This window comes from Streptomyces sp. NPDC018947 (assembly GCF_044390505.1).
Classification (GTDB): domain Bacteria; phylum Actinomycetota; class Actinomycetes; order Streptomycetales; family Streptomycetaceae; genus Streptomyces.
Map to the genome: position 1 here is coordinate 69,848 of NZ_JBIRZD010000001.1, position 23,352 is coordinate 93,199.

General features: G+C 75.4%; 19 protein-coding genes and 1 riboswitch. Of the genes, 15 read left to right on the plus strand and 4 right to left on the minus strand.

The genetic code is table 11. From position 1 onward, the window contains the following. Positions 1-24: 24 nt before the first annotated feature. Together ACH499_RS00310 and ACH499_RS00315 are read right to left on the minus strand one after the other, a co-directional pair. Positions 25-1,152, minus strand: coding sequence for an alpha/beta hydrolase (locus ACH499_RS00310; RefSeq protein ID WP_399012931.1), 1,128 nt, complete (start codon positions 1,150-1,152; stop codon positions 25-27). Between the two features lie 143 nt (positions 1,153-1,295). Continuing rightward, positions 1,296-1,970 carry a class II aldolase/adducin family protein gene (locus ACH499_RS00315; RefSeq protein ID WP_356203845.1) on the minus strand — a complete coding sequence of 225 codons (675 nt, stop codon included), beginning with the start codon at positions 1,968-1,970 and terminating at the stop codon, positions 1,296-1,298. A 235-nt stretch (positions 1,971-2,205) separates the two neighbouring features. Between ACH499_RS00315 and ACH499_RS00320 the strand changes: the two genes are divergently transcribed. The 9 genes from ACH499_RS00320 to cobI all read left to right on the plus strand — a co-directional run bounded on the left by ACH499_RS00320 (position 2,206) and on the right by cobI (position 15,010). Then, a complete protein-coding gene (locus tag ACH499_RS00320) occupies positions 2,206-3,459 on the plus strand; it encodes an inorganic phosphate transporter (protein WP_356203843.1) in 1,254 nt (417 codons plus the stop codon). Between the two features lie 34 nt (positions 3,460-3,493). After that, positions 3,494-3,715, plus strand: coding sequence for a hypothetical protein (locus tag ACH499_RS00325; RefSeq protein ID WP_356203841.1), 222 nt, complete (start codon positions 3,494-3,496; stop codon positions 3,713-3,715). 147 nt (positions 3,716-3,862) lie between these two features. Further along, positions 3,863-4,013: riboswitch (cobalamin riboswitch) on the plus strand. Positions 4,014-4,117: 104 nt separating this feature from the next. Next, entirely contained in the window at positions 4,118-5,083 is a 966-nt protein-coding gene (locus ACH499_RS00330) for a cobalamin biosynthesis protein (protein WP_399012933.1), read from the plus strand. Beyond that, positions 5,080-6,588 carry a cobyric acid synthase gene (locus ACH499_RS00335; RefSeq protein WP_399012935.1) on the plus strand — a complete coding sequence of 503 codons (1,509 nt, stop codon included), beginning with the start codon at positions 5,080-5,082 and terminating at the stop codon, positions 6,586-6,588. The genes ACH499_RS00330 and ACH499_RS00335 overlap by 4 nt, the downstream gene beginning before the upstream one ends. Further along, entirely contained in the window at positions 6,585-10,238 is a 3,654-nt protein-coding gene (gene cobN, locus ACH499_RS00340) for a cobaltochelatase subunit CobN (protein ID WP_399012937.1), read from the plus strand. Before ACH499_RS00335 ends, cobN begins: the two co-directional genes overlap by 4 nt. Further along, positions 10,235-12,247, plus strand: coding sequence for a putative cobaltochelatase (locus ACH499_RS00345; protein WP_399012939.1), 2,013 nt, complete (start codon positions 10,235-10,237; stop codon positions 12,245-12,247). Before cobN ends, ACH499_RS00345 begins: the two co-directional genes overlap by 4 nt. Next, a complete protein-coding gene (cobO, locus tag ACH499_RS00350; protein WP_356203833.1) occupies positions 12,247-12,846 on the plus strand; it encodes a cob(I)yrinic acid a,c-diamide adenosyltransferase in 600 nt (199 codons plus the stop codon). The genes ACH499_RS00345 and cobO overlap by 1 nt, the downstream gene beginning before the upstream one ends. Further along, positions 12,846-14,282: a cobyrinate a,c-diamide synthase gene (locus ACH499_RS00355; protein WP_399012941.1), complete on the plus strand. Its 1,437-nt coding sequence runs from the start codon at positions 12,846-12,848 to the stop codon at positions 14,280-14,282. Before cobO ends, ACH499_RS00355 begins: the two co-directional genes overlap by 1 nt. Beyond that, the gene (cobI, locus tag ACH499_RS00360; protein ID WP_356203830.1) at positions 14,279-15,010 is read left to right on the plus strand and encodes a precorrin-2 C(20)-methyltransferase; all 732 of its coding nucleotides are present in this window, start codon (positions 14,279-14,281) and stop codon (positions 15,008-15,010) included. Before ACH499_RS00355 ends, cobI begins: the two co-directional genes overlap by 4 nt. 11 nt (positions 15,011-15,021) lie before the next feature. Here cobI and ACH499_RS00365 read toward each other — a convergent pair whose 3' ends face one another. Further along, positions 15,022-15,750, minus strand: coding sequence for a ZIP family metal transporter (locus ACH499_RS00365; protein WP_399012943.1), 729 nt, complete (start codon positions 15,748-15,750; stop codon positions 15,022-15,024). 83 nt (positions 15,751-15,833) lie between these two features. Between ACH499_RS00365 and cobM the strand changes: the two genes are divergently transcribed. From cobM to cobC, 6 genes are read left to right on the plus strand one after another with little or no spacing between them, the layout of a single operon-like run. Continuing rightward, the gene (gene cobM / locus ACH499_RS00370; protein ID WP_356203827.1) at positions 15,834-16,652 is read left to right on the plus strand and encodes a precorrin-4 C(11)-methyltransferase; all 819 of its coding nucleotides are present in this window, start codon (positions 15,834-15,836) and stop codon (positions 16,650-16,652) included. After that, on the plus strand, positions 16,649-17,884 hold the full coding sequence (cbiE, locus tag ACH499_RS00375; RefSeq protein ID WP_399012945.1) for a precorrin-6y C5,15-methyltransferase (decarboxylating) subunit CbiE: 1,236 nt from the start codon (positions 16,649-16,651) through the stop codon (positions 17,882-17,884). The genes cobM and cbiE overlap by 4 nt, the downstream gene beginning before the upstream one ends. Next, positions 17,881-19,581: a precorrin-3B C(17)-methyltransferase gene (gene cobJ / locus ACH499_RS00380; protein WP_399012948.1), complete on the plus strand. Its 1,701-nt coding sequence runs from the start codon at positions 17,881-17,883 to the stop codon at positions 19,579-19,581. The genes cbiE and cobJ overlap by 4 nt, the downstream gene beginning before the upstream one ends. After that, on the plus strand, positions 19,578-20,183 hold the full coding sequence (locus ACH499_RS00385; RefSeq protein ID WP_399012949.1) for a precorrin-8X methylmutase: 606 nt from the start codon (positions 19,578-19,580) through the stop codon (positions 20,181-20,183). Before cobJ ends, ACH499_RS00385 begins: the two co-directional genes overlap by 4 nt. Next, positions 20,180-21,097 (plus strand): sirohydrochlorin chelatase, encoded by a 918-nt coding sequence (locus ACH499_RS00390; RefSeq protein ID WP_356203821.1) that lies wholly within the window; start codon positions 20,180-20,182, stop codon positions 21,095-21,097. Before ACH499_RS00385 ends, ACH499_RS00390 begins: the two co-directional genes overlap by 4 nt. Then, positions 21,069-22,163 (plus strand): Rv2231c family pyridoxal phosphate-dependent protein CobC, encoded by a 1,095-nt coding sequence (cobC, locus tag ACH499_RS00395; protein ID WP_399012950.1) that lies wholly within the window; start codon positions 21,069-21,071, stop codon positions 22,161-22,163. Before ACH499_RS00390 ends, cobC begins: the two co-directional genes overlap by 29 nt. A gap of 128 nt (positions 22,164-22,291) precedes the next feature. On the opposite strand, the gene ACH499_RS00400 is transcribed toward cobC, so the two are convergent. Continuing rightward, entirely contained in the window at positions 22,292-23,197 is a 906-nt protein-coding gene (locus ACH499_RS00400) for an SCO1860 family LAETG-anchored protein (protein ID WP_399012952.1), read from the minus strand. Positions 23,198-23,352: the final 155 nt, after the last annotated feature.

Here is a 23,352-nt window from a genome sequence, read left to right on the forward strand (position 1 = left end):
CTCGGCGGGGCGGGGGCGGCGCGGTCAGACCAGGGGGGTCAGGAAGCGGCGCAGGGTCTCCTGGTAGGTGTCGGGGTCGGCGTTCCACATGGCGGCGTGCGGGGCGCCGCGGACGGTGTGGAGGGAGACCAGGCGCGGGTGGGCGTCGGCGAAGCGCCGGGTCAGCCGCCAGGGGGCGACGGTGTCGTCCGGGCCGTGGAAGACGAGGGTCGGCACGGTGACGGACTCGGGGGCGTCCGGGTCGGCGGCGTGGTCGGTGTGCAGGTGGGCGCGGCCCTGCGCGGCGCGGACCGCGAGCGGCAGGAGGACGCCCGGGGTGCGGCGGGCTGCGGCCAGGGCGCGCAGCGTGGTCTCCCAGCTCAGCACCGGGGAGTCCAGGACGAGTCCGGCGATGCGGTCGCGGGCGTCGGAGAGCGCGGCGGTGCGCAGGGCCATGGTGGCGCCGGTGGACCAGCCGAGCAGGACGACCTGGCGGGCGCCGTGGTCGAGGGCGTAGTGGACGGCCGCGTCCACGTCGCGCCACTCGGTCTGGCCGAAGTGGTGCAGGCCGTCGGGCGAGGGCGGGGCGCCGGCATCGCCGCGGTGGGTGAGGGCGAGCACCGGTACGTGCCGTTCGTGCAGCGGCGCGATGAGGTTGAGGGCGTGTTCTCGGGTGGCGGCCAGACCGTGCACGGCGATGACCCAGGTGGGGCGGGCGCCGGGCAGGAACCAGGCGGGGAGCGGTCCGAGTTCGCCGGGGACGTCGACGTCGCTGTAGTCGAGGCCGAGGGCGGTGCCCGGGTTTCCGACGTGCAGGTTCGGGGTGAGCCAGGCGCGGTCCCCGGCCCGGAAGGTGCCGTGGGTGACGCGTTCGAGGCGGCGTACGACGGTGTCGGCGCCGTGCTCGGCGGTGGCGAGGACCGGGCCGACGACGGCGTGGGAGCCGTCGCCGGCGAGGCCGTAGCGGCCGGGGCGCAGCGCGGCCAGGTCCCGGGTGAGGGTGATCTGCCCGGCGGCGGTCCCGTGCACGGTGAGGCGGGGTTCGGTGGGCAGGGGGCGGCCGGGGGGCGCCTTGAGCGCGGCGTCGCTGGCGAGTCGTCCGGCGGCGACGCTCGCCGCACCGGCCGCCAGGGCTGCGGTGACGGCGGCCGCCGTTGCTGTGACAGTGCGCATGGGGCCAGTCTCCCGGTGGAGTCCGCGGGCGGCCAGCGGGCGGACGACGGGGGGTGACGACGTCCGGCCGGGCCGGGGCCATGGGTCGGCTGGACTGCCGGTACCCCCGGATCGGCCGGGTAAGCGCCGGCGTGCCCGTCCCGTCAGGTGGGCTGGCCGTAGCCGCGCAGGCGCCGGGCGGCCTCGTCGAGCTGGGCGGGGGTGAGCAGGGCCGGGGTGCGGCCCGGGACCGAGGAGGCGGTCAGCCACAGGCGGCACATCCACTCGAGCTGGGCGGTGCGGTCGTATGCCTGGTCGAGGGTGGCGCCGTAGGTGATCGTGCCGTGGTTGCGCAGGAGGCAGCCGGTGCGGCCGGCGAGGGCGTCGAGCATGCCGCGGGCGAGTTCGGCGCTGCCGTAGGCGGCGTACGGGGCGACCCGGACGGGGCCGCCGAGCGCGGCGGTCATGTAGTGGACCGGCGGGAGTTCGGTGAGGAGCAGCGAGAGGGCCGTGGCGTGCACGGCGTGCGTGTGGACGACGGCGCGGGCGTCGGGGTCGGCGCGGTACACGGCGAGGTGCATCGGCAGTTCGCTGGTGGGGACCAGCGTGCCGAGGACCTGGCGGCCGTCGAGGCCGACGCCGGTGACGTCGCGCGGGGCGAGCCGGTCGTAGGGCACGCCCGAGGGGGTGACGAGGACCGTGTCGCCGACGCGCACGGAGACGTTGCCGGAGGTGCCGACGACCAGTCCGTCGGACACCGTCCGCCGGGCCGTCGCGACGAGTTCCTCCCAGGCGGCGGCCTCGTCCTCACGCACCTGTCCGATCCGCGATCCGGTCACAGTCCACGCCTCCCGTCGGGCGTCCGCACGCCCTGCTCGCGCCGCTCGGCGGCGGCCTCGCGGCGATCCTGCCAGGCACGTCTCCGGAGAGCACCGGGGCGGGCACGCTGCGCAGGCGTTCGCGGAGGTCACGGCGCCGTTTCCGGTCACCATGAAGCCCGGTCCAGTTCATCTTCCGTTCACCCTGGTTACCTACGTTCGTCCAGCCAATGACCTCGAACGATTGCCTGGGTAAATGGAAAGCTTCTCGCTGATCCTCGCGATTGTGGTGGTAACCGCACTCGCGTTCGATTTCACGAACGGTTTCCACGACACCGCGAACGCGATGGCAACGACCATTTCGACCGGTGCTCTCAAACCCAAGGTCGCGGTGGCCATGTCCGCCGTGCTGAACCTTGTGGGCGCCTTCCTCTCGGTGGAGGTCGCCAACACGATCTCCAAGGGTCTCGTGGACGAGACCGGTATCCGTCCCGAGGTCATCTTCGCCGCCCTGGTCGGCGCGATCCTCTGGAACCTGCTGACCTGGCTGGTCGGGCTCCCGTCCAGCTCCTCCCACGCCCTGATGGGCGGTCTGATCGGCGCCGCCGTCGCGTCGGCGGGCGTCGGCGCCGTCCACGGCGACGTGCTCGTCACCAAGGTGCTGCTGCCGGCCGTCGCCGCCCCGATCGTGGCGGGCGTCGCCGCGATGCTGGCCTCCCGGCTGACGTACTCGCTCGGCCGCAAGGCCGACGGCGAGGCCGCCGCCAAGGGCTACCGCGCCGGGCAGATCGCCTCGGCCGGCCTGGTCTCGCTCGCCCACGGCACCAACGACGCCCAGAAGACGATGGGCATCATCACCCTCGCCCTGATCGCCGGCGGCTCCCTCGCCCCCGACTCGGACCCGCCGCTGTGGGTCATCCTCTCCGCGGGCATCGCCATCGCGCTCGGCACCTACCTCGGCGGCTGGCGCATCATCCGCACCATGGGCAAGGGCCTGACCGACCTCCAGCCGCAGCAGGGCTTCGCCGCCCAGACCAGCGCCGCCACGGTCATCCTGGCCTCCTCCCACCTCGGCTTCTCCCTGTCCACCACGCACTCGGTCTCCGGCGCCGTGATGGGCGCGGGCCTCGGCCGCAAGGGCGGCGTGGTGCGCTGGTCCACGGCCACCCGGATGTTCGTCGCCTGGGGCCTGACGCTGCCGGCCGCCGCGCTGGTCGCCGCGCTCGCCGAGTGGGTCTGCCGCCTCGGCGACTGGGGCACGGCCCTCGTGGCCCTCTTCCTGGTCGGCTCCAGCTTCGCGATCTGGCGCATCTCCCGGCGCGAGGTCGTCGACCACACCAACGTCAACGACGCCGACGAGCCGCGGCCCGAGACGCCCGGTGTGGTCACCCAGGCCATGGCCGCCGTCACCCCGCCGCCCGCCGGCGCCGTGGCCGACGACCTCTCGGCCTCCTTCCCGGACCAGGCCACCACCGACTCCAAGGCCCCCTCGGCCGCCACCACCGTCTGAGCCCGCGTCCCGGGTACGAAGGAAGCGAACCGCCATGACAATCGACTGGGCAGCCCTCGGCTCCGTCTTCGGCGTCTCTCTCGTGGTCACCGTGGCCCTGGTGGCCCTGTTCACCCTCGGCATCGCCGGCCTCTCCCGCCAGGAGCGGGCCGCCGCCCGGGGCGGCTCCGCCGCCCTTGCCGTCACCGGCGCCTACGCCTGCTTCGCGGCCTGCGCGGCCGCCGTGGCCTACGGCATCTACCTGATCGTCGCCTGACCCACCGGGCGGCTTCACCGGCGCATCCCCGAGCGGGGTGCGGGGCGCGCACCCGCGTCCCGCACCCCGCTCGGCGCGCGTCGGCGCACACCGCCCGCGTGTGGGCCTCCGCACACTCCCCCCTCGCAGGTCAACAGCAAGTTGACGGGTGTTCGCGGGGCGTGGTGGACTGCCGGAGCCATTACGGCGGCAGGAGAGGAAGCCGGTGCGATTCCGGCGCGGTCCCGCCACTGTCACCGGGGAGGTACCCACGTACCGCCCCGGGAGCCAGGAACTCTCACCGCCGATCTCGTCGAACCAGGGCGTGGACACCCTGAGTGAGGACATATCGCCATGCGCGGCTGCCGTACCGGGCTCACCAGCGACGTACTTCCGCTTCCCCTTCCCGCGGCCGGCTGAGCCGTGCGCGCCGAACGCGTCTTCGCGTACGGCGCCGCCGCCGGCCTCCTCGGCGACCTCCTCCTCGGCGATCCGCGCCGCGGACACCCGGTCGCCGTGTTCGGCCGTGCCGCCGGCGCCGTGGAACGGGTGCTGTGGCGTGACCACCGGGGCTGGGGCGCGCTGCACACCGCCGTGTGCGCGGGTGGCACCGTCGCCGCCGCGGCCGCCGCGGCGCACGCCGTACGCCGCTCCCCCGCCGCCTCCGTCACGCTGACCGCCGCCGCCACCTGGGCCGTCGTCGGCGGGACCTCGCTGGCCCGCGAGGCCCGCGCGATCGGGCGGGCGCTGGACGCCGGGGACGTCGAGGCGGCCCGGGCCCGGCTGCCCCACCTGTGCGGGCGGGACCCGCAGGCGCTGGACGCCGACGGGATCGCCCGGGCCGTGGTGGAGTCCGTCGCCGAGAACACCTCCGACGCGGTCGTGGGCGCGCTGGTGTGGGGCGCGCTCGGCGGAGTGCCGGGGCTGGTCGGCTTCCGGGCCGTGAACACCCTCGACGCCATGGTGGGCCACAAGTCGCCCCGGCACCGGCGCTACGGCTGGGCCTCGGCCCGCCTCGACGACCTCGCGGGCTGGCCGGGAGCCCGGCTCACCGCCGTACTGGCCGCGGCGTCGGGCGGCGACCCGCGCGGTGCCGTACGGGCCTGGCGCGCCGACGCCCGCCGGCACCCGAGCCCCAACGCCGGGCCCGTCGAGGCGTCCTTCGCCGGCGCCCTCGGCGTGCGGCTGGGCGGCACGCTCTCCTACGGCGGCCGGGTCGAGCAGCGGCCGGTGCTCAACGGCGCGGCCGGACGCCCCATGCGGGCCGGGAACGGCGACATCGAACGGGCCGTACGGCTCTCCCGGCGCGTGGGCTGGCTCGCGCTGGGCGTGTGCGCGGGCGCGCGGCTGCTCGTCCGCCCCGTCACCAGGAAGGGACATACCTCGTGAACGGTGGTCTTCTCGTCGCCGGCACCACCTCCGACGCCGGCAAGAGCGTCGTGACCGCCGGGATCTGCCGGTGGCTGGCGCGCCAGGGCGTGAAGGTGGCGCCCTTCAAGGCGCAGAACATGTCGCTGAACTCGTTCGTGACCCGCGAGGGCGCCGAGATCGGCCGCGCGCAGGCCATGCAGGCCCAGGCGTGCCGCGTCGAGCCGACCGCGCTGATGAACCCGGTGCTGCTCAAGCCGGGCGGCGAGCAGAGCAGCCAGGTCGTGCTGCTCGGGAAACCCGTCGGCGAGATGAGCGCCCGCGGCTACCACGGCGGGCGCCAGCAGCGGCTGCTCGGCACGGTGCTCGACTGCCTGGCCGAACTGCGGGGCTCCTACGACGCGGTGATCTGCGAGGGTGCGGGCAGCCCGGCCGAGATCAATCTGCGCCGCACCGACATCGTGAACATGGGGATCGCCCGGGGCGCCGGGCTGCCCGTCCTCGTCGTCGGCGACATCGACCGCGGGGGCGTCTTCGCGTCCCTCTTCGGCACGGTGGCGCTGCTGTCGTCCGAGGACCAGGCGCTGGTCGCCGGTTTCCTCGTCAACAAGTTCCGCGGCGACGTGTCGCTGCTGGAGCCGGGCCTCGACATGCTCCACGGCCTCACCGGGCGGCGGACGTACGGCGTGCTGCCCTTCCGGCACGGGCTCGGCATCGACGAGGAGGACGGGATGGGGGTCCCCCCGCGCGGCACGGTCCGGGAGTCGGCCGTCGCACAGCCGGTCGGCGAGGACGTGCTGCGGGTCGCCGTGTGCGCGGTCCCGCTGATGTCCAACTTCACGGACGTGGACGCGCTGGCCGCCGAACCCGGCGTCGTGGTGCGGTTCGTGGACCGTCCCGAGGAACTGGCGGACGCCGACCTCGTGGTCCTGCCGGGGACGCGCGGCACCGTACGGGCCCTTCGGTGGCTGCGGGAGCGGGGACTCGCGGACGCGATCGCGCGCCGGGCGGCCGAGGGACGGCCGGTCCTCGGCATCTGCGGCGGCTTCCAGGCGCTCGGCGAGCACATCGAGGACGACGTCGAGTCCCGCGCCGGGCACGTCGACGGCCTCGGACTGCTGCCCGTACGGGTGCGGTTCGCCCGCGAGAAGACCCTCACCCGGCCCGTCGGCGAGGCCCTCGGCGAACGCGTCGAGGGGTACGAGATCCATCACGGGGTCGCCGAGGTGACCGGCGGGGAGCCCTTCCTGGACGGCTGCCGGGTCGGCCACACCTGGGGCACGCACTGGCACGGCTCTCTGGAGTCCGACGGCTTCCGGCGGGCGTTCCTGCGCGAGGTGGCCGCCGCCGCGGGCCGCCGCTTCGTGCCGGCCCCCGGCACCTCGTTCGCCGCGCTGCGCGAGGAGCAGCTCGACCGGCTCGGCGACCTGATCGAACAGCACGCGGACACGGACGCGCTGTGGCGGCTCATCGAGTCCGGCGCGCCACAAGGACTGCCCTTCATTCCACCGGGAGCGCCCGCATGAGCACAGTGTTGTTGTTGTCGACCGCCGACACGGACCTGCTGGCGGCCCGCGCGTCGGACGCCGCCTACCGGATCGGCAACCCGACCCGGGTCGACGTCCGGGAGGAGTTGCCCGCGCTGGTCGAGGGCGCCGACATCGCCGTCGTCCGCCTGCTGGGCGGCAAGCGGGCCTGGGAGGACGGGCTCGCCGCGCTGCGGGCGTCGGGGATCCCGACCGTGCTGCTCGGCGGGGAGTCCGTGCCGGACGCCGAGCTGATGGCCGAGTCGTCCGTGCCGGCCGGGGTGGTCGCGGAGGCCCTGCGCTACCTCGTCGAGGGCGGCCCCGGCAACCTCACCCAGCTCGCCCGGTTCCTGTCGGACACGGTGCTGCTGACCGGCGAGGGCTTCGACGCGCCGCACGCCATGCCGGAGTACGGCGTCCACGGCGAACGCCCCTTCGTGGAGGGCCGCCCGACGGTCGGCGTGCTCTTCTACCGCGCCCACGAGCTGAGCGGCAACACCGCCTTCGTCGACACCCTGTGCGACGCGATCGAGGCGCGCGGCGCCAACGCCCTGCCCGTGTACTGCGGTTCGCTGCGCGGCGCGGACGCCGGGCTGTACGGGCTGCTGGGCCGGGCCGACGCCCTGGTCGCCACGGTCCTCGCGGCGGGCGGCACGCACGCCTCGCAGGCGTCGGCGGGCGGCGACGAGGAGGCCTGGGACATCGGCGCGCTGGCCGACCTGGACGTGCCGGTGCTGCAGGGGCTCTGCCTCACCTCCTCGCGCGCCGCCTGGGACGGGTCGGACGCCGCGCTGTCCCCGATGGACGCGGCGATGCAGGTCGCCATCCCGGAGTTCGACGGGCGGCTCGTCACGGTGCCGTTCTCCTTCAAGGAGCAGGGCCCCGACGACGTACCGGTGTACGTGGCCGACCCCGAGCGGGCCGCGCGAGTCGCCGGGATCGCCGTGCGGCACGCGGCGCTCGGGCACAAGCCGAACGCCGACAAGAAGCTGGCGCTGGTCTTCACCGCCTACCCAACCAAGCACTCGCGCGTCGGCAACGCCGTCGGCCTGGACACCCCGGCGTCCGCCGTGCGGGTCCTGGACGCGCTGCGGGAGGCGGGGTACTCGCTCACCGACTACCCGTCCGGCGGCGACGAGCTGATCCACCGGCTGATCGAGGCGGGCGGCCACGACGTGGAGTGGCTGACGGAGGACCAGCTCGCCGCGGCGCCCGCGCGGGTGCCGCTGGCCGACTACCGGGCGTGGTTCGAGAAGCTGGACCCCGGGCTGCGGGACGCCATGACCGAGGCGTGGGGCGAGCCGCCGGGCTCGCTGTACGTCGACGGGGACGACATCGTGCTGGCGTCGCTCCGGTTCGGGAACGTCGTCGTCATGATCCAGCCGCCGCGCGGCTTCGGCGAGAACCCCATCGCGATCTACCACGACCCCGACATGCCGCCGTCCCACCACTACCTGGCGGCCTACCGGTGGCTGGAGAACAGCTTCGGCGCCGACGCGATCGTGCACATGGGCAAGCACGGCACGATGGAGTGGCTGCCGGGCAAGGGCCTCGGGCTCGGCGCCGGCTGCGCGCCGGACGCGGTCCTCGGCGACCTGCCGCTGATCTACCCGTTCATCGTCAACGACCCCGGCGAGGGCACCCAGGCCAAGCGGCGCGGCCACGCGACGGTGGTCGACCACCTCGTGCCGCCGATGGCCCGTGCCGACACCTACGGCGATCTGGCCAAGCTGGAGCAGTTGCTCGACGAGTACGCGCTCGTCTCCGACCTGGACCCGGCGAAGGCTCCGGCGGTGCGCGCGCAGATCTGGACCCTGGTCAAGGCGGCCGAGCTCCACCACGACCTGCATGTGGACGACCAGCCGGACGACGACGAGTTCGACGAGTTCGTCATGCACATCGACGGCTACCTCTGCGAGATCAAGGACGTGCAGATCCGTGACGGCCTGCACGTGCTGGGCGGCGGCCCGGTCGGCGAGCCGCGCGTCAACCTGGTGCTGGCCGTGCTGCGCGCCTCGCAGGTGTGGGGCGGGCGGGCGAACGCGCTGCCGGGTCTGCGGGCGTCGCTGGCGGCGCACTTCGGGCTGGTGGAGAAGGAGCTGCTGGCCGAGCCGGGCGCCGCGGTGAAGGTGCCGGCCGAGCTGACCGGCCTGGTGGACGGCCCGGCGCGGTCGGCCGCCGACGCGATCGACCTGCTGGAGCAGTTGTGCCGGCGCCTCGCGGAGGGCATGGAGGCGCGGGACTGGGACTCCGCGGCCGTGCCGGGCCTGGTGCGGCAGGTGCTCGGCGACGAACTCCCCGACGCCGTCGCCGTGCTGGAGTTCGCCTGCGCGGAGGTCGTGCCGCGGCTCGCCCGGACGACGGACGAGATCGGGCACATCCTGCGGGCCCTGGACGGCGGTTACGTCCCGGCCGGGCCGTCCGGCTCGCCGACCCGCGGCCTGGTCAACGTGCTGCCGACCGGCCGGAACTTCTACTCCGTCGACCCCAAGGCGATCCCGTCCCGGCTGAGCTGGGAGGTCGGCCAGTCCCTCGCGGACTCCCTGGTCCAGCGCTACCTCGCCGACACCGGTGAGTACCCGAAGTCCGTCGGCCTCACCGTCTGGGGCACGTCCGCGATGCGCACCCAGGGCGACGACATCGCCGAGATCCTGGCGCTGCTGGGCTGCCGGCCCGTCTGGGACGACGCCTCGCGCCGGGTGACCGGCTTCGAGATCGTGCCGCCGGAGGAGCTGGGCCGGCCGCGCGTCGATGTGACGGTGCGCATCTCCGGGTTCTTCCGGGACGCGTTCCCGCACGTCGTCGGGCTGATCGACGACGCGGTGCGGGCGGTGGCGGAACTGGACGAGCCCGCCGAGTCCAACTACGTGCGGGCGCACGCCGACGAGGACACCGCCGGGCACGGCGACCGGCGCCGGGCCACGGCCCGCATCTTCGGCTCCAAGCCGGGCGCGTACGGCGCCGGCCTGCTGCCGCTGATCGACGCGCGGAACTGGCGCTCCGACGCGGACCTCGCCGAGGTGTACGCGGTGTGGGGCGGCTACGCCTACGGACGCGGGCTCGACGGGCGCGCGGCGCGCGGCGACATGGAGACGGCGTTCCGGCGGATCGCGGTGGCGGCGAAGAACGTGGACACGAGGGAGCACGACCTCGTGGACGCCGACGACTACTTCCAGTACCACGGCGGCATGGTCGCCATGGTGCGGCACCTGACGGGGGCCTCGCCCGAGGCGTACGTCGGTGACTCCGCCACCCCCGACCAGGTGAAGACCCGCACGCTCGGCGAGGAGACCCACCGCGTCTTCCGGGCCCGGGTGGTCAACCCGCGCTGGATGGCGGCGATGCGCAGGCACGGTTACAAGGGCGCCTTCGAGATGGCGGCCACCGTGGACTACCTGTTCGGGTACGACGCCACGGCCGGGGTCGTGGACGACTGGATGTACGAGAAGCTCAGCGCCGAGTACGTGTTCTCGCCGGAGAACCAGGAGTTCATGCGGAAGTCGAACCCCTGGGCGCTGCGCGGCATCACCGAGCGGCTGCTGGAGGCCGCGGACCGGGGACTGTGGGCGGAGCCGGACGCGCAGACCCTGGAGCGGCTGCGCGCCACCTATCTGGAGCTCGAAGGCGACTTGGAGGGCGACGACAAGTGAGTACCCCGTTCCCGTTCACGGCGGTCGTCGGGCAGGACGACCTGCGGCTCGCGCTGCTCCTGAACGCCGTGTCCCCGGCGGTCGGCGGAGTGCTGGTGCGCGGGGAGAAGGGCACCGCCAAGTCGACGGCCGTGCGTGCCCTGGCCGCGCTGATGCCCGAGGTGGACGTCGTCCCCGGGTGCCGGTTCTCCTGCGCCCCCGCCTCCCCCGACCCCGCGTGCCCGGACGGGCCGCACGGGGCGGGGGCCGGCGAGCCGCGGCCGGCGCGGATGGTGGAGCTGCCCGTCGGTGCCTCCGAGGACCGGCTCGTCGGCGCGCTGGACATCGAGCGGGCGCTGTCGGAGGGCGTGAAGGCGTTCGAGCCCGGGCTGCTCGCCGACGCGCACCGCGGGATCCTCTACGTCGACGAGGTCAACCTCCTCCACGACCACCTCGTGGACCTCCTGCTGGACGCCGCCGCGATGGGCGCCTCGTACGTGGAGCGCGAGGGGGTGTCGGTGCGGCACGCCTCGAAGTTCCTGCTGGTCGGCACGATGAACCCCGAGGAGGGCGAGCTGCGGCCGCAGTTGCTCGACCGGTTCGGCCTCACCGTCGAGGTCGCCGCCTCCCGCGAGCCCGACGAGCGCGTGGAGGTCGTCAGGCGGCGCCTGGCCTACGAGGACGGCCCCGAGGAGTTCGCCGCCCGCTGGGCCGACGAGGAGGCCGCCGTACGCCGGCGCATCGCCGCGGCACGGGAGCTGCTGCCGCAGGTGCGGCTCGGCGACGGGGCGCTGCGGCAGATCGCGGCGACCTGCGCCGCCTTCGAGGTGGACGGCATGCGTGCCGACATCGTGATGGCGCGTACGGCGACCGCGCTGGCGGCGTGGGCCGGGCGGACCGACGTGCTGGCGGAGGACGTGCGGCAGGCCGCGCTGCTGGCCCTCCCGCACCGGCGGCGGCGCAACCCCTTCGACGCGCCGGGGCTGGACGAGGACAAGCTCGACGAGACGCTGGAGGAGTTCGGCGGGCAGGACCAGGGCGACGGTGACGGCGACGACGATCCGGACCCGGGTCCCGGCGGCGGTCCCGGCGGCCGGCCGGAGCCCGACGACGCGCCCCGGGGGGACGGTGACACCGCCGCGCGGCCCGAGGCCGGGGAGGACGGGGAGCCGCGGCCCTCGGGCGGCGCCGGCGAGCAGTCCCCCGTGCGGGCCGCCGAGCCGTTCCGCACGAAGGTGCTGAGCGTGCCCGGGCTGGGCGACGGTGCCGCCGGGCGGCGTTCGCGGGCGCGGACCGAGCACGGGCGGACCACCGGGGCGCGCCGCCCCCAGGGGGCGCTGGGCAGGCTGCACCTGGCGGCGACCGTGCGGGCCGCGGCCCCGCACCAGCGGGCGCGGGGGCGGTCCGGGCCGGGGCTGGTGGTCCGACGCGACGATCTGCGGCAGGCGACGCGCGAGGGCCGCGAGGGCAATCTCGTGCTGTTCGTCGTCGACGCCTCCGGGTCGATGGCCGCGCGGCAGCGGATGAGCGCCGTGAAGGGTGCCGTGCTGTCGCTGCTGCTGGACGCCTACCAGCGGCGGGACAAGGTGGGGCTGGTGACCTTCCGGGGGTCGGCGGCCGAGGTGGCGCTGCCGCCGACGTCCTCGGTGGACGCGGCCGCCGCCCGGCTGGACTCGCTGCCGACCGGTGGCCGTACGCCGCTGGCGGCCGGGCTGCTGAAGGCGCACGAGGTGCTGCGGGTGGAGCGGCTGCGGGATCCGGCGCGCCGTCCGCTGCTCGTGGTGGTCACGGACGGGCGGGCGACGGGCGGCCCCGAGCCGGTCGCGCTCGCGGGGCGTGCCGCGCGGCTGTTCGCGGGCGAGGGCGTCGCCTCCGTGGTCGTGGACTGCGAGTCGGGGCCGGTGCGGCTCGGGCTCGCCGGGCAGCTAGCCGCCGGCCTGGGCGGTACGGCGGTGACGCTGGACGAGTTGCGGGCGGACTCGATCGCCGGACTGGTGAAGGACGTACAGAACGACAGGAGGGCCGCGTAATGCCTCAGGGACAGCCGAGCGTCGTGCCGGACGACGGTCTGACGACCCGTCAGCGCCGCAACCGTCCGCTGGTCGTCGTGCACACCGGCATCGGCAAGGGCAAGTCGACGGCCGCCTTCGGGCTGGCGCTGCGCGCCTGGAACCAGGGGTGGCCGATCGGGGTGTTCCAGTTCGTGAAGTCGGCCAAGTGGAAGGTCGGCGAGGAGAACGCGCTGCGGGTCCTCGGCGCCTCCGGTGAGGGCGGCAGCGTCGACTGGCACAAGATGGGCGAGGGCTGGTCCTGGGTCCAGCGCGACGCGCAGATGGACAACGAGGAGAAGGCCCGCGAGGGCTGGGAGCAGGTCAAGCGCGACCTGGCCGCCGAGACGTACCGGCTGTACGTGCTGGACGAGTTCGCGTACCCCATGCACTGGGGCTGGGTGGACACCGACGAGGTGATCGACGTGCTGCGCGGGCGGCCCGGCACCCAGCACGTGGTGATCACCGGACGGAACGCGCCCGGGAAGCTGGTGGACTTCGCCGACCTCGTCACCGACATGTCCAAGGTCAAGCACCCGATGGACGCCGGGCAGAAGGGGCAGAGGGGCATCGAGTGGTGATGTCCGTTCCCCGGCTGGTCGTCGCCGCTCCCTCGTCGGGGAGCGGCAAGACCACCGTCGCCACGGGGCTGATGGCCGCGCTCGCCTCGCGGGGGCTCGCCGTGTCCCCGCACAAGGTCGGGCCCGACTACATCGACCCCGGGTACCACGCGCTCGCCACCGGGCGCACGGGACGGAACCTCGACGCCTTCCTGTGCGGGCCGGAGCTGATCGGGCCGCTGTTCCTGCACGGGGCGCGCGGCTGCGACATCGCCGTGGTCGAAGGGGTGATGGGGCTGTACGACGGTGCGGCGGGCGAGGGGGAACTCGCGTCCACCGCGCAGGTCGCCAAGCTGCTGCGGGCGCCGGTGGTGCTCGTCGTGGACGCGTCGTCGCAGTCCCGGTCGGTGGCGGCGCTGGTGCACGGGTTCGTGTCCTTCGACCCGGAGGTCCGGATCGGGGGCGTGATCCTCAACAAGGTCGGTTCCGACCGGCACGAGGCGTTGCTGCGGGAGGCGCTGGACTCCGTGGGGGTGCCGGTGCTGGGGGTGCTGCGGCGGGCCTCGCGGGTGGAGACGCCGTCGCGGCACCTGGGGCTGGTGCCGGTCGCCGAACGGGGTCCGGAGGCCATCGAGGCCGTCGCGGCGATGGCCTCGATGGTGTCCGAGGGGTGTGATCTGGAGGCCCTGCTGGCGCTGGCGCGGGGTGCCGGTGTGCTCCCCGGCGCGGCCTGGGACGCGGGCGAGGCCCTGGTGTCCCCGGCCCCGCCGCCCCTTGCCGGCCCGGCCCCGGCGGCTGCCGTCCCCGGACCCCCGCCGCGGCCCGGCCGGCCTCGTCCTCGAACGCCGGACGGGCCGCGGCGCGTCGCCGTCGCCGGCGGGGCCGCGTTCACGTTCTCCTACGCCGAGCACGCCGAGCTGCTCGCGGCCGCCGGGGCCGAGGTCGTCACGTTCGATCCGCTGCGGGACGAGGAGCTGCCCGAGGGGACCGCCGGGCTGGTGATCGGCGGCGGGTTCCCGGAGGTGTACGCCGGTGAGCTGTCGGCCAACGAGGCGTTGCGCGGGGCCGTCTCCGAACTCGCCCTGAGCGGTGCTCCCGTGGCCGCCGAGTGCGCCGGGCTGCTGTATCTGTGCCGGGAGCTGGACGGGCTGCCGATGTGCGGGGTGCTGGACGCCTCGGCGCGGATGTCGGAGCGGCTCACCCTGGGTTACCGGGACGCCGTGGCCGTGAGCGACAGCGCGCTGGCCGCGGCGGGGACGCGGATGCGGGGGCACGAGTTCCACCGGACGGTCGTGGAACCGGGGGCCGGGGCCGCGCCGGCCTGGGGGGTGCGGGCGCCCGAACGGCGCGTCGAGGGATTTGTGGAGCGCGGTGTGCACGCGAGTTATCTGCACACGCACTGGGCGTCCGAGCCCGGTGTCGCCCGTCGGTTCGTGGAGAGGTGCCGGACGTCATGAGCAGCAGGCTGATCGGAGTCGGGGTGGGTCCCGGGGACCCGGAGCTGGTGACCGTCAAGGGCGTGGGCGCCCTGCGCGCCGCCGACGTGGTGGTCGTGCCCGTGATGGACACCGGTGAGCGGGGCCGTGCCGAGGCGACCGTGCTGCACTACGTGGACGCCGCGAAGGTCGTACGGGTCGTGTTCGCGCTGAACGAGCGCACCGACCGGGCGCGGCGCGAGGCGGCGTGGGACGCGGCCGGGGAGCGGGTGGCCGCGCTGCTGCGGGACCACGGCAGCGTCGCGTTCGCCACCATCGGCGACCCCAACGTGTACTCCACGTTCACCTATCTCGCGCAGACCGTCGGCGAGCTGGTGCCGGGCACCGTCGTGGAGACCGTGCCGGGCATCACCGCGATGCAGGACCTGGCGGCGCGGTCGGGTGCCGTGCTGACGGAGGGCACCGAGCCGCTGACGCTGGTGCCGGTGACCGCCGGGTCGGCCGTGCTGAAGGACGCGTTGAACGGGCCGGGCACGGTCGTCGCGTACAAGTTCGGGCGGCAGGCGGCCGAGGTCGCCGAGGTGCTGCGGGAGACCGGGCGGCTCGGCGACGCCGTGTGGGGATCGGCGCTGGGGCTGCCGGAGGAGTCCGTGCGTCCGGCCGCCGAGCTGGACGGGGAGCCGCTGCCGTATCTGTCGACGCTCATCGCGCCGGCCCGGCGCGAGGGCGGGCGGGGCGGGAAACTGTGACCGCGCGGGCGTCACTCGGCGATGCCGACCACCAGCCAGATGAACACCGCGCCGGCGACCGTGCACAGCGCGGTCGAGCGGGCGGGGTGCGTGTGGTGGGCCTCGGGCAGGATCTCGGCGGCGGCCAGATAGAGCAGGGCGCCGCCGAAGAAGCCGAGATAGGCGCCGAGCGCCGGCTCGGGGATGGTGAACAGCAGCGTGGAGGCCGCCCCGGCCACGGGTGCGACGGCGTCCGCGACCAGCATGGCGACGGCGCGGCGGCGGGCGTTGCCGTACAGGGTCGTGAGGGTGAAGGTGTTGAAGCCGTCCGCGAAGTCGTGGGCGATGACGGCGAGCGCGACGGCGAGGCCCATGCCGTGGCCGACCTGGAAGGCGGCACCGATGGCGACGCCGTCCATGGCGCTGTGGCCGACCATCGCGGCGGCGGCGGTGAGTCCCACCTCGGGCGTCCTGCCGTCGTGGTCCTCGGCGCCGTGCGCCGCCTGACGGGCCGCCAGCAGACGTTCCACCAGATGGGCCGTGAGGAAGCCGGCCACGAACAGCAGCAGGGCGGCCGGCACGCCGTGCACCTCGGTGCCCGCCGCCTCCAGCGCCTCGGGCAGCAGGTCCATGCCGACCACGCCCAGCATCAGGCCGCCGGCCAGGCCCAGCACCAGGTGGCGGCGGTCGGTCACCCGCTGTGCCGTCCAGCCGCCCGCCAGCGTCATCAGGAACGCGCCGAGCGCGACGAAGACCGCCATGTGCCCTTGCTATCCGATCAGCACCGGGTCGCGCACGTGCGACCCGGCCCGCGTTGACATTCCGTACGAGAGGAACCCGACCCATGGCCGACACCCCCGCCGGCAAGGTGACCTTCGTCGGTGCCGGCCCCGGCGCCGCCGATCTGCTGACGTTCCGCGCCGCCCGCGCCATCGCCGAGGCCGACGTCGTGATCTGGGCGGCGAGCCTCGTGCAGGCCGAGGTGCTCCAGCACGCCCGTGAGGACGCGGAGGTCCTGGACTCGGCGACGATGTCGCTGGAGGACGTCGTCGCCGTCTACCGGCGGGCCCGGCAGGACGGCCTGAAGGTGGCCCGCATCCACTCCGGCGACCCGGCGCTGTGGGGCGGCACGCAGGAGCAGCTCGACCGGTGCGCGGAGATCGGCATCGCGACCGAGGTCGTGCCCGGCGTCTCCGCGTTCTCGGCGGTCGCGGCGCTCGCGCAGCGGGAGCTGACGATCCCCGAGGTGGCGCAGTCGGTGGTGCTCACCCGGCTCGGCGGCGGCAAGACGCCGATGCCGCCCGGGGAGGAGGTCCGCGAGTTCGCCAGGCACGGCACGACCATGGCGGTCTTCCTGTCGGCGGCGCGCAGCGGCCAGCTCGTGCGGGAGCTGCTGGAGGGCGGCTACCCGACCGAGACCCCGGTCGTCGTCGCCTACCAGGCGACCTGGCCGGAGGAGCTGGTCGTCAGGTGCACGATCGGCACGCTGGAGGAGACCGTCAAGGAGCACAAGCTCTGGAAGCACACCCTGTTCCTGGTCGGCCCGGCGCTCGACGCGCACGGCACCCGCTCGCACCTGTACCACCCGGGGCACTTCCACGGGTACCGCAAGGCCGACCCCGAGGCCCGCAGGGAGCTGCGCGCGCGGGGTGCGAGCACGTGATCACGGTGGTCGGGGCGGGGACCGGTTCCCCGCTGCCCGAGGACGTGGCCGACGGCGCCGGGCTGGTCGTGGGCGGGCGGCGCCACCTGGACGCCGTACGGCTGCCGAAGGGCGCCGAGCGGGTCGTCCTCGGGGCGCTGGCGCCCGCGCTGGACACGGTCGCGCGGTACGTCGCCGAGGGGCGGCCGGTGCTGGTGCTGGCCTCCGGGGATCCGGGGTTCTTCGGGATCGTGCGGGCCCTGGCCGAGCGGTTCGGGCCCGGGCTTCTCGACGTGCGGCCCGGTGTGTCGTCCGTCGCCGCCGCGTTCGCGCGGGCCGGGCTGCCGTGGGACGACGCCGTGGTGGCCAGCGCTCACGGGCGGGAGCTGCGCACGGCCGTGAACCTGTGCCGGGCGCATCCGAAGGTGGCGGTGCTGACCGGGCCGGGGGCGGGTCCGGCGGAGCTGGGTGCCGCCCTCGCGGGCGACGCCCGCGTGCTGGTCGTCGCCTCCGCGCTGGGCTGCGCCGCGGAGCGGGTGGAGCGGGTGACGCCCGCCGAGGCCGCCGCGCGGGACTGGGGCACGGCGGTGAGCGTGGTGCTGTGCCTGGACGAGGCGCGGGCGCTGGGCCCGGTGCGCTCGGTGGCCGGTCCGCGGCCGGGACCCGCCGGGTGGGCGCTGGACGAGGCCGCGTTCGCCCACCGCGACTCGATGATCACCAAGTTCGAGGTGCGGGCCCTGGCGCTGGCCCGCCTCGGCCCGCGCCCCGGCGACCTCGTGTGGGACGTCGGCGCGGGCTCCGGGTCCGTGGCCGTGGAATGCGCGCGGCTCGGTGCCGCCGTCACCGCCGTGGAGAGGACGCCGGACGGGGCCGGGCGCGTCCGCGCCAACGCCGCCGCGCACGGCGTCGACGTGCGGGTGGTGCACGGGGCGGCCCCCGCGGCGCTGTCCGGGCTCGACGACCCCGACGCCGTGTTCGTGGGCGGCGGCGGGCGCGAGCTGCCGGAGATCGTCTCGGCCTGCGCGCGGCGTGCCCGGCGCACCGTGGTCGTCGCCATGGCCGCGCTGGACCGGGTTCCGGCGGCCCGCGAGGCGCTGCTCGGCGCCGGGCTGGAGTGCGAAGGGGTGCTGCTCCAGTCGTCCCGGCTTGCGCCGCTGCCCGGGGACGTGACGCGGCTCGCGGCGACCAATCCCGTTTTCCTGCTGTGGGGCGTGAGGCCCGGCAGCCGTACCGAAGAAGGAGGGGCCCTGTGATCGGCCTCATTTCCGCCACCGCGGCGGGGGCCGCGGCGCGGGACCGGCTGGCCGCGGCGTGGCCGGACCGCACCCGCGTGTACGGGGGTCCCGTCGCGGACGCCGTACGGACCGCGTTCGCCGAGTGCGGGCAGCTCGTGTGCTTCCTGGCCACGGGTGCCGTGGTCCGGCTCGTGGCCCCGCTGCTGGACGACAAGCGGACCGACCCCGGTGTGGTGTGCGTCGACGAGGGCGGGCGGTTCGCCGTGTCGCTGGTCGGCGGGCACGGCGGCGGCGCCAACGACCTGGCCCGCGCCGTGGGCGAGGTGCTGGGCGCCGAGCCGGTGGTGACGACGGCGACGGACGCCGTGGACCTGCCGGGACTGGACACCCTGGGGATGCCCGTCGAGGGCGATGTGGCCGGGGTCTCCCGGGCCCTGCTGGACGGCGAGCCGGTGGCGCTGCGGGCCGAGGTGGCCTGGCCGCTGCCGCCGCTGCCGCTGGCCGCCGAGGGGGCGTACGCGGTCCGGGTGACGGACCGTCTGGTGGAGCCGGCCGAGCGTGAGGCCGTGCTGCGTCCGCCGTCCCTGGTCGTCGGTGTCGGGGCCTCGAAGGGCGCCCCGGCCGAGGAGGTGCTGGGGCTGGTGGAGGCGGCCCTGCGGGACGCCGGTCTGTCGAAGGCGTCGCTCGCCGAGCTGGCCACCGTGGACGCCAAGGCCGGGGAGCCCGGCATCGTCGGGGCGGCCGAGCGGCTGGGCGTGCCGCTGGTGACGTACTCCGCCGGCCGGCTGGCGGGCGTCGAGGTGCCGAACCCGTCCGAAGCGCCGCTCGCCGCCGTCGGCACCCCGTCGGTCGCGGAGGCCGCCGCGCTGGCGGGCGGCGGTGAACTGCTCGTACCGAAGCGGAAGTCGGAGCGTGCGGACGGCTCCCCCGCCATGGCCACGTGTGCCGTCGTACGGCGGCCGGGGCGCGGGCGGCTCGCGGTGGTCGGGCTCGGGCCTGGCGCCCGGGACCTGCTGACGCCGCGTGCGCTGGCGGAGCTGCGGCGGGCGTCCGTGCTGGTCGGGCTGGACCAGTACGTCGACCAGATCCGCGATCTGCTGCGCCCGGGCACCCGGGTCCTGGAGTCGGGGCTCGGCGCCGAGGAGGAGCGGGCCCGCACGGCGGTGGCCGAGGCGCGGCGCGGGCAGGCGGTCGCGCTGATCGGCAGCGGCGACGCGGGTGTGTACGCCATGGCGTCGCCCGCGCTGGCCGAGGCGTCCGACGACATCGACGTGGTCGGGGTGCCCGGAATCACCGCCGCGCTGGCGGCCGGGGCGATCCTGGGCGCGCCGCTGGGCCACGACCACGTGTCGATCAGCCTGTCCGACCTGCACACGCCGTGGGAGGTCATCGAGCGGCGGGTACGGGCGGCGGCCGAGGCGGACCTCGTCGTCACCTTCTACAACCCGCGCTCCCGGGGCCGGGACTGGCAGTTGCCGAAGGCACTGGCGATCCTCGCCGGGCACCGGGAGCCGGCGACGCCGGTCGGTGTGGTGCGCAACGCCTCCCGCCCGGACGAGTCCAGCCGGCTGACCACGCTCGGCGGCCTGGATCCGGCGACGGTCGACATGATGACGGTCGTGACCGTGGGCAACACCGCGACCCGTGAGATCGCGGGGCGCATGGTGACCCCGCGCGGCTACCGCTGGCAGACGGCGCGGGAGGACGCCCGGTGAACCGTGTCGTCCACCCCATCGAGGAGGAGTCCTACCGGCGGCTGCGCGCCCGCCTGGACACCTCGCACCTCCCGCCGCTGACCCGGGCGGTGGTGGAGCGGGTCGTCCACTCCGCCGCCGACCTGGAGTACGCGACCGATCTCGTCATGGCCGAGGGCGAGCTGGAGACGGCGCACGCGGCGCTGCACGCCGGGGCGCCCGTCGTCGTGGACGTCGAGATGGTCGGCGCGGGCATCACCCGGCGCGAGACCGTCTGCCGGCTGCGGGACGCCGTCGCCGGGCCGGGGCTGACCCGCTCGGCGCACGGCATACGGCTGGCCTACGAGCAGGTCGGCCCGGGCGCCCTCTGGGTGATCGGCAACGCGCCGACCGCGCTGGAGGAGCTTTTGACGCTGGACGCCTCCCCCGCGCTCGTCATCGGGCTGCCCGTCGGTTTCGTCGGCGCGGTCGAGTCCAAGGAGGCGCTGCGCGAGAGCGGGCTGCCCGCCGTGAGCAACGTGTCCGAGAAGGGCGGGTCGGCGGTCGCGTCCGCCGCGCTCAACGCCCTGCTGTACCACCCCGTCTCGTCCGAGGCGGCGAAGAAGACCGAGGAGACCCTGTGACCACCCCGCCCGCCCTGCTCATCGCCGGCCACGGCACCCGGGACGAGGCCGGAGCCGAGGCGTTCCGCGACTTCGTGCGCGAGCTGGGCCGCCGCCACCCCGAACTGCCCGTCGCGGGCGGCTTCATCGAGCTGTCCCCGCCGCCGCTGGGCGAGGCGGTCGCCGAGCTGGTGGAGCGCGGTGTGCGGCGGTTCGCCGCGGTGCCGCTGATGCTGGTGTCGGCCGGGCACGCCAAGGGCGACATCCCGGCGGCGCTGTCCCGCGAGAAGGAGCGGCACCCCGGCATCTCGTACACGTACGGGCGTCCGCTGGGCCCGCACCCGTCGCTGCTGCGGGTGCTGGAGCGGCGGCTGGCCGAGGCGGTCGACCCCTCGTGGGACCCGTCCGAGGTGACCGTGCTGCTGGTGGGGCGCGGTTCGACGGACCCGGACGCCAACGCGGAGGTGTTCAAGGCGGCGCGGCTGCTGTGGGAGGGCCGCGGGTACGCGGGCGTGGAGACGGCGTTCGTGTCGCTGGCGCGGCCCGACGTGCCGGGGGGCCTGGACCGGTGCGCGCGGCTGGGCGCCGGGCGGATCGTCGTCCTGCCGTACTTCCTGTTCACCGGCATCCTCCCGGACCGGGTCCGGCACCAGACCGAGGAGTGGGCCGCCGCGCACCCGGAGACCGAGGTGCGGTCGGCGGACGTCATCGGGCCCGAGCCGGAGCTGCTGGACCTGGTGTGGGAGCGGTACGAGGAGGCCGTCGAGGGCGACCTGCGGATGAACTGCGACTCCTGCGTGTACCGGATCGCGCTGCCCGGGTTCGAGGACAAGGTGGGGCTGCCGCAGCAGCCGCACTTCCACCCCGACGACGACGGCTCCCACCACCACGGGCACCATCACGGGCATGGACACGCACACTCCCATGCGCACTGAGGGCGGGCACGATCTGCGGCACCACGGGGACGCCGAGGTCCGGGACGACGGCTCGGCGCTGGTGGACCTCGCGGTGAACGTCCGCGCGGACACGCCCCCGGCCTGGCTGCGCGAGCGCCTCGCCGCGTCGCTGGGCTCCCTCGCGGCCTACCCGGACGGGCGGGCCGCGCGGGCGGCGGTGGCGGCGCGGCACGGGCTGCCGGTGGAGCGGGTGCTGCTGACCGCGGGCGCCGCGGAGGCGTTCGTCCTGCTGGCGCGGGCGATGCGGGTGCGCAGGCCGGTGGTGGTGCACCCCCAGTTCACGGAGCCCGAGGCGGCGCTGCGGGACGCGGGGCACACGGTCGGCCGGGTGCTGCTGCGGGAGGAGGACGGCTTCCGGCTCGACCCGGCGGCCGTCCCGGACGAAGCCGACCTGGTCGTGATCGGCAATCCGACGAACCCGACGTCGGTGCTGCACCCGGCGGACGTGATCGCCGGGCTCGCCCGGCCCGGGCGGACGCTGGTCGTGGACGAGGCGTTCATGGACGCGGTGCCGGGCGAACGGGAGGCGCTGGCCGGGCGGACGGACGTGCCGGGACTGGTCGTGCTGCGCAGCCTCACCAAGACGTGGGGGCTGGCGGGACTGCGTATCGGGTACGTGCTGGCGGACCCGGAGACGGTCGCCGGCCTGGAGCGTGCCCAGCCGTTGTGGCCGGTGTCCACGCCGGCGCTGGCGGCGGCCGAGGCGTGCGTGGCGCCGCGCGCGCTGGCGGAGGCGTCCCACGCCGCCCACCGCATCGCCGCGGACCGGGCCCGCCTCGTCACCGGTCTGCGCCGCCTCGCCCCGGCGGGCCTGCGGGTCGCCGGACCGGCCGAGGGCCCCTTCGTCCTCGTCCGCGTCCCGGACGCCACCGCCGTACGCCACCGCCTGCGCGCCCTCGGGTACGCGGTCCGCAGGGGGGACACGTTCCCCGGTCTGGACGGGCGGTGGCTGCGGCTCGCGGTCAGGGACCGGGCGACGACGGACGCCTTCCTCGACGCGCTGGGCCGGGCGGTGTCGGAGGCGGTGACGGCGCCCCGCGCCTGAGGCACCGGGCGCGCCCCGGCCGATCCCGGCCCCTCAGGCCGTCGGCCGGGCCCGGCACCGTCGCCCCGGGCGGGTGTCCTCCCCCGGGCGCCCGCCCGGCGGGCTCCCCCGTCGGGCGGGCGCGGCGGTCAGGAGCGCTTGCGGCGGGTGAGGACCAGGGCACCGCCTCCGGCCAGGACGAGGGCCGCCGCGCCGGCCGCGATGTACGGGGTGGCCGAGCTGCCGCCGGTCTCGGCCAGGTCGGGCTCGGTGCGGGTGCCCTGGGGCTCGACGGCCTGTTCGACGGGCGGCTTCTCGGCCTCGGCCTTCGGGGGCGCCGGGGACTCGCAGGTGGCCTGCGCGAGCGTCACGGTGCCGTCCACCTCGGCCACATTGAGGTCGAGCGGGTTGACGGACACCTTGAGCTCCAGGGCCGTGGCGGCGGCCGTGCGCGTGGTGGTCTGCGCCTTCGACAGGTCGAGCCGCACCTCCCCGACGCCGGGCACCTTCACGTCCGTCGTGCCGCCGGCGGTCAGCGTGACCTTCTTGCCGAGGACCGTGACGGAGCCGAGCAGGTTGGAGGAGGCGACCGGCTTCTTCCCCGCCTCGCAGGTCGCCCGCGCGGTGACCTGCTCGACCTCGATGACGGACAGCAGCGGCAGGCCGGGCACGTGGACCTTGGCGTGGGCCAGCTCGGTGCGGCCCTCCGCCTTGTCCGCGGTCGCCGTCGCCTCGGCGTCGGCCACGTCGGCGCTCAGGACGGTGAAGGGCTTGCCGCCGTCGACGCCGTCGAGCCGGGCGCTCAGCGCGGTCTCGCGGGCGCTGTCGGGCGCCTGCACCTCGTTCAGGCTGACCGCGAGCGGGACGTTCACGGTCTTGTTGAGCAGGGACACGTTAAGGCCGGTGCGCAGGACGGTGGCGCTCGCGCGGCCGTGGTCGCCGGTCGCGTGAGCGGTGCCCGCACCGGCCAGGACCGCGGGGCCGGCGGCCAGGGCCGTGGCCGCCGTGACGGTGACGAGGCGGCGTGCGGGCGTGCGGAAGGTGTTGCCGTTCAAAATGGTGGGACCCCCAGTAAGGCATGCGTGAGCGACACGCATGAGCGACGTGCTCGGGACCCCGAAAGGATGTCGCCGCCCGCGCCGCGCCGTCGGCGATCCCGGGTCACTTCACTCGTTCGGGAAGTTTTCGCGAGTGCTTTCGAATCTCAGGG

Excerpts from the sequence above, each read along its gene's own strand:
- ACH499_RS00325 (WP_356203841.1), top strand. The coding sequence starts at position 3,494 with ATGACAATCGACTGGGCAGCCCTCGGCTCCGTCTTCGGCGTCTCTCTC.
- cobM (WP_356203827.1), top strand. The coding sequence starts at position 15,834 with ATGGCCGACACCCCCGCCGGCAAGGTGACCTTCGTCGGTGCCGGCCCC.
- cobO (WP_356203833.1), top strand. The coding sequence starts at position 12,247 with ATGCCTCAGGGACAGCCGAGCGTCGTGCCGGACGACGGTCTGACGACC.
- ACH499_RS00320 (WP_356203843.1), top strand. The coding sequence starts at position 2,206 with ATGGAAAGCTTCTCGCTGATCCTCGCGATTGTGGTGGTAACCGCACTC.
- cobN (WP_399012937.1), top strand. The coding sequence starts at position 6,585 with ATGAGCACAGTGTTGTTGTTGTCGACCGCCGACACGGACCTGCTGGCG.
- ACH499_RS00310 (WP_399012931.1), bottom strand. The coding sequence starts at position 1,152 with ATGCGCACTGTCACAGCAACGGCGGCCGCCGTCACCGCAGCCCTGGCG.
- cobI (WP_356203830.1), top strand. The coding sequence starts at position 14,279 with ATGAGCAGCAGGCTGATCGGAGTCGGGGTGGGTCCCGGGGACCCGGAG.
- ACH499_RS00365 (WP_399012943.1), bottom strand. The coding sequence starts at position 15,750 with ATGGCGGTCTTCGTCGCGCTCGGCGCGTTCCTGATGACGCTGGCGGGC.
- cobC (WP_399012950.1), top strand. The coding sequence starts at position 21,069 with ATGGACACGCACACTCCCATGCGCACTGAGGGCGGGCACGATCTGCGG.
- ACH499_RS00355 (WP_399012941.1), top strand. The coding sequence starts at position 12,846 with ATGTCCGTTCCCCGGCTGGTCGTCGCCGCTCCCTCGTCGGGGAGCGGC.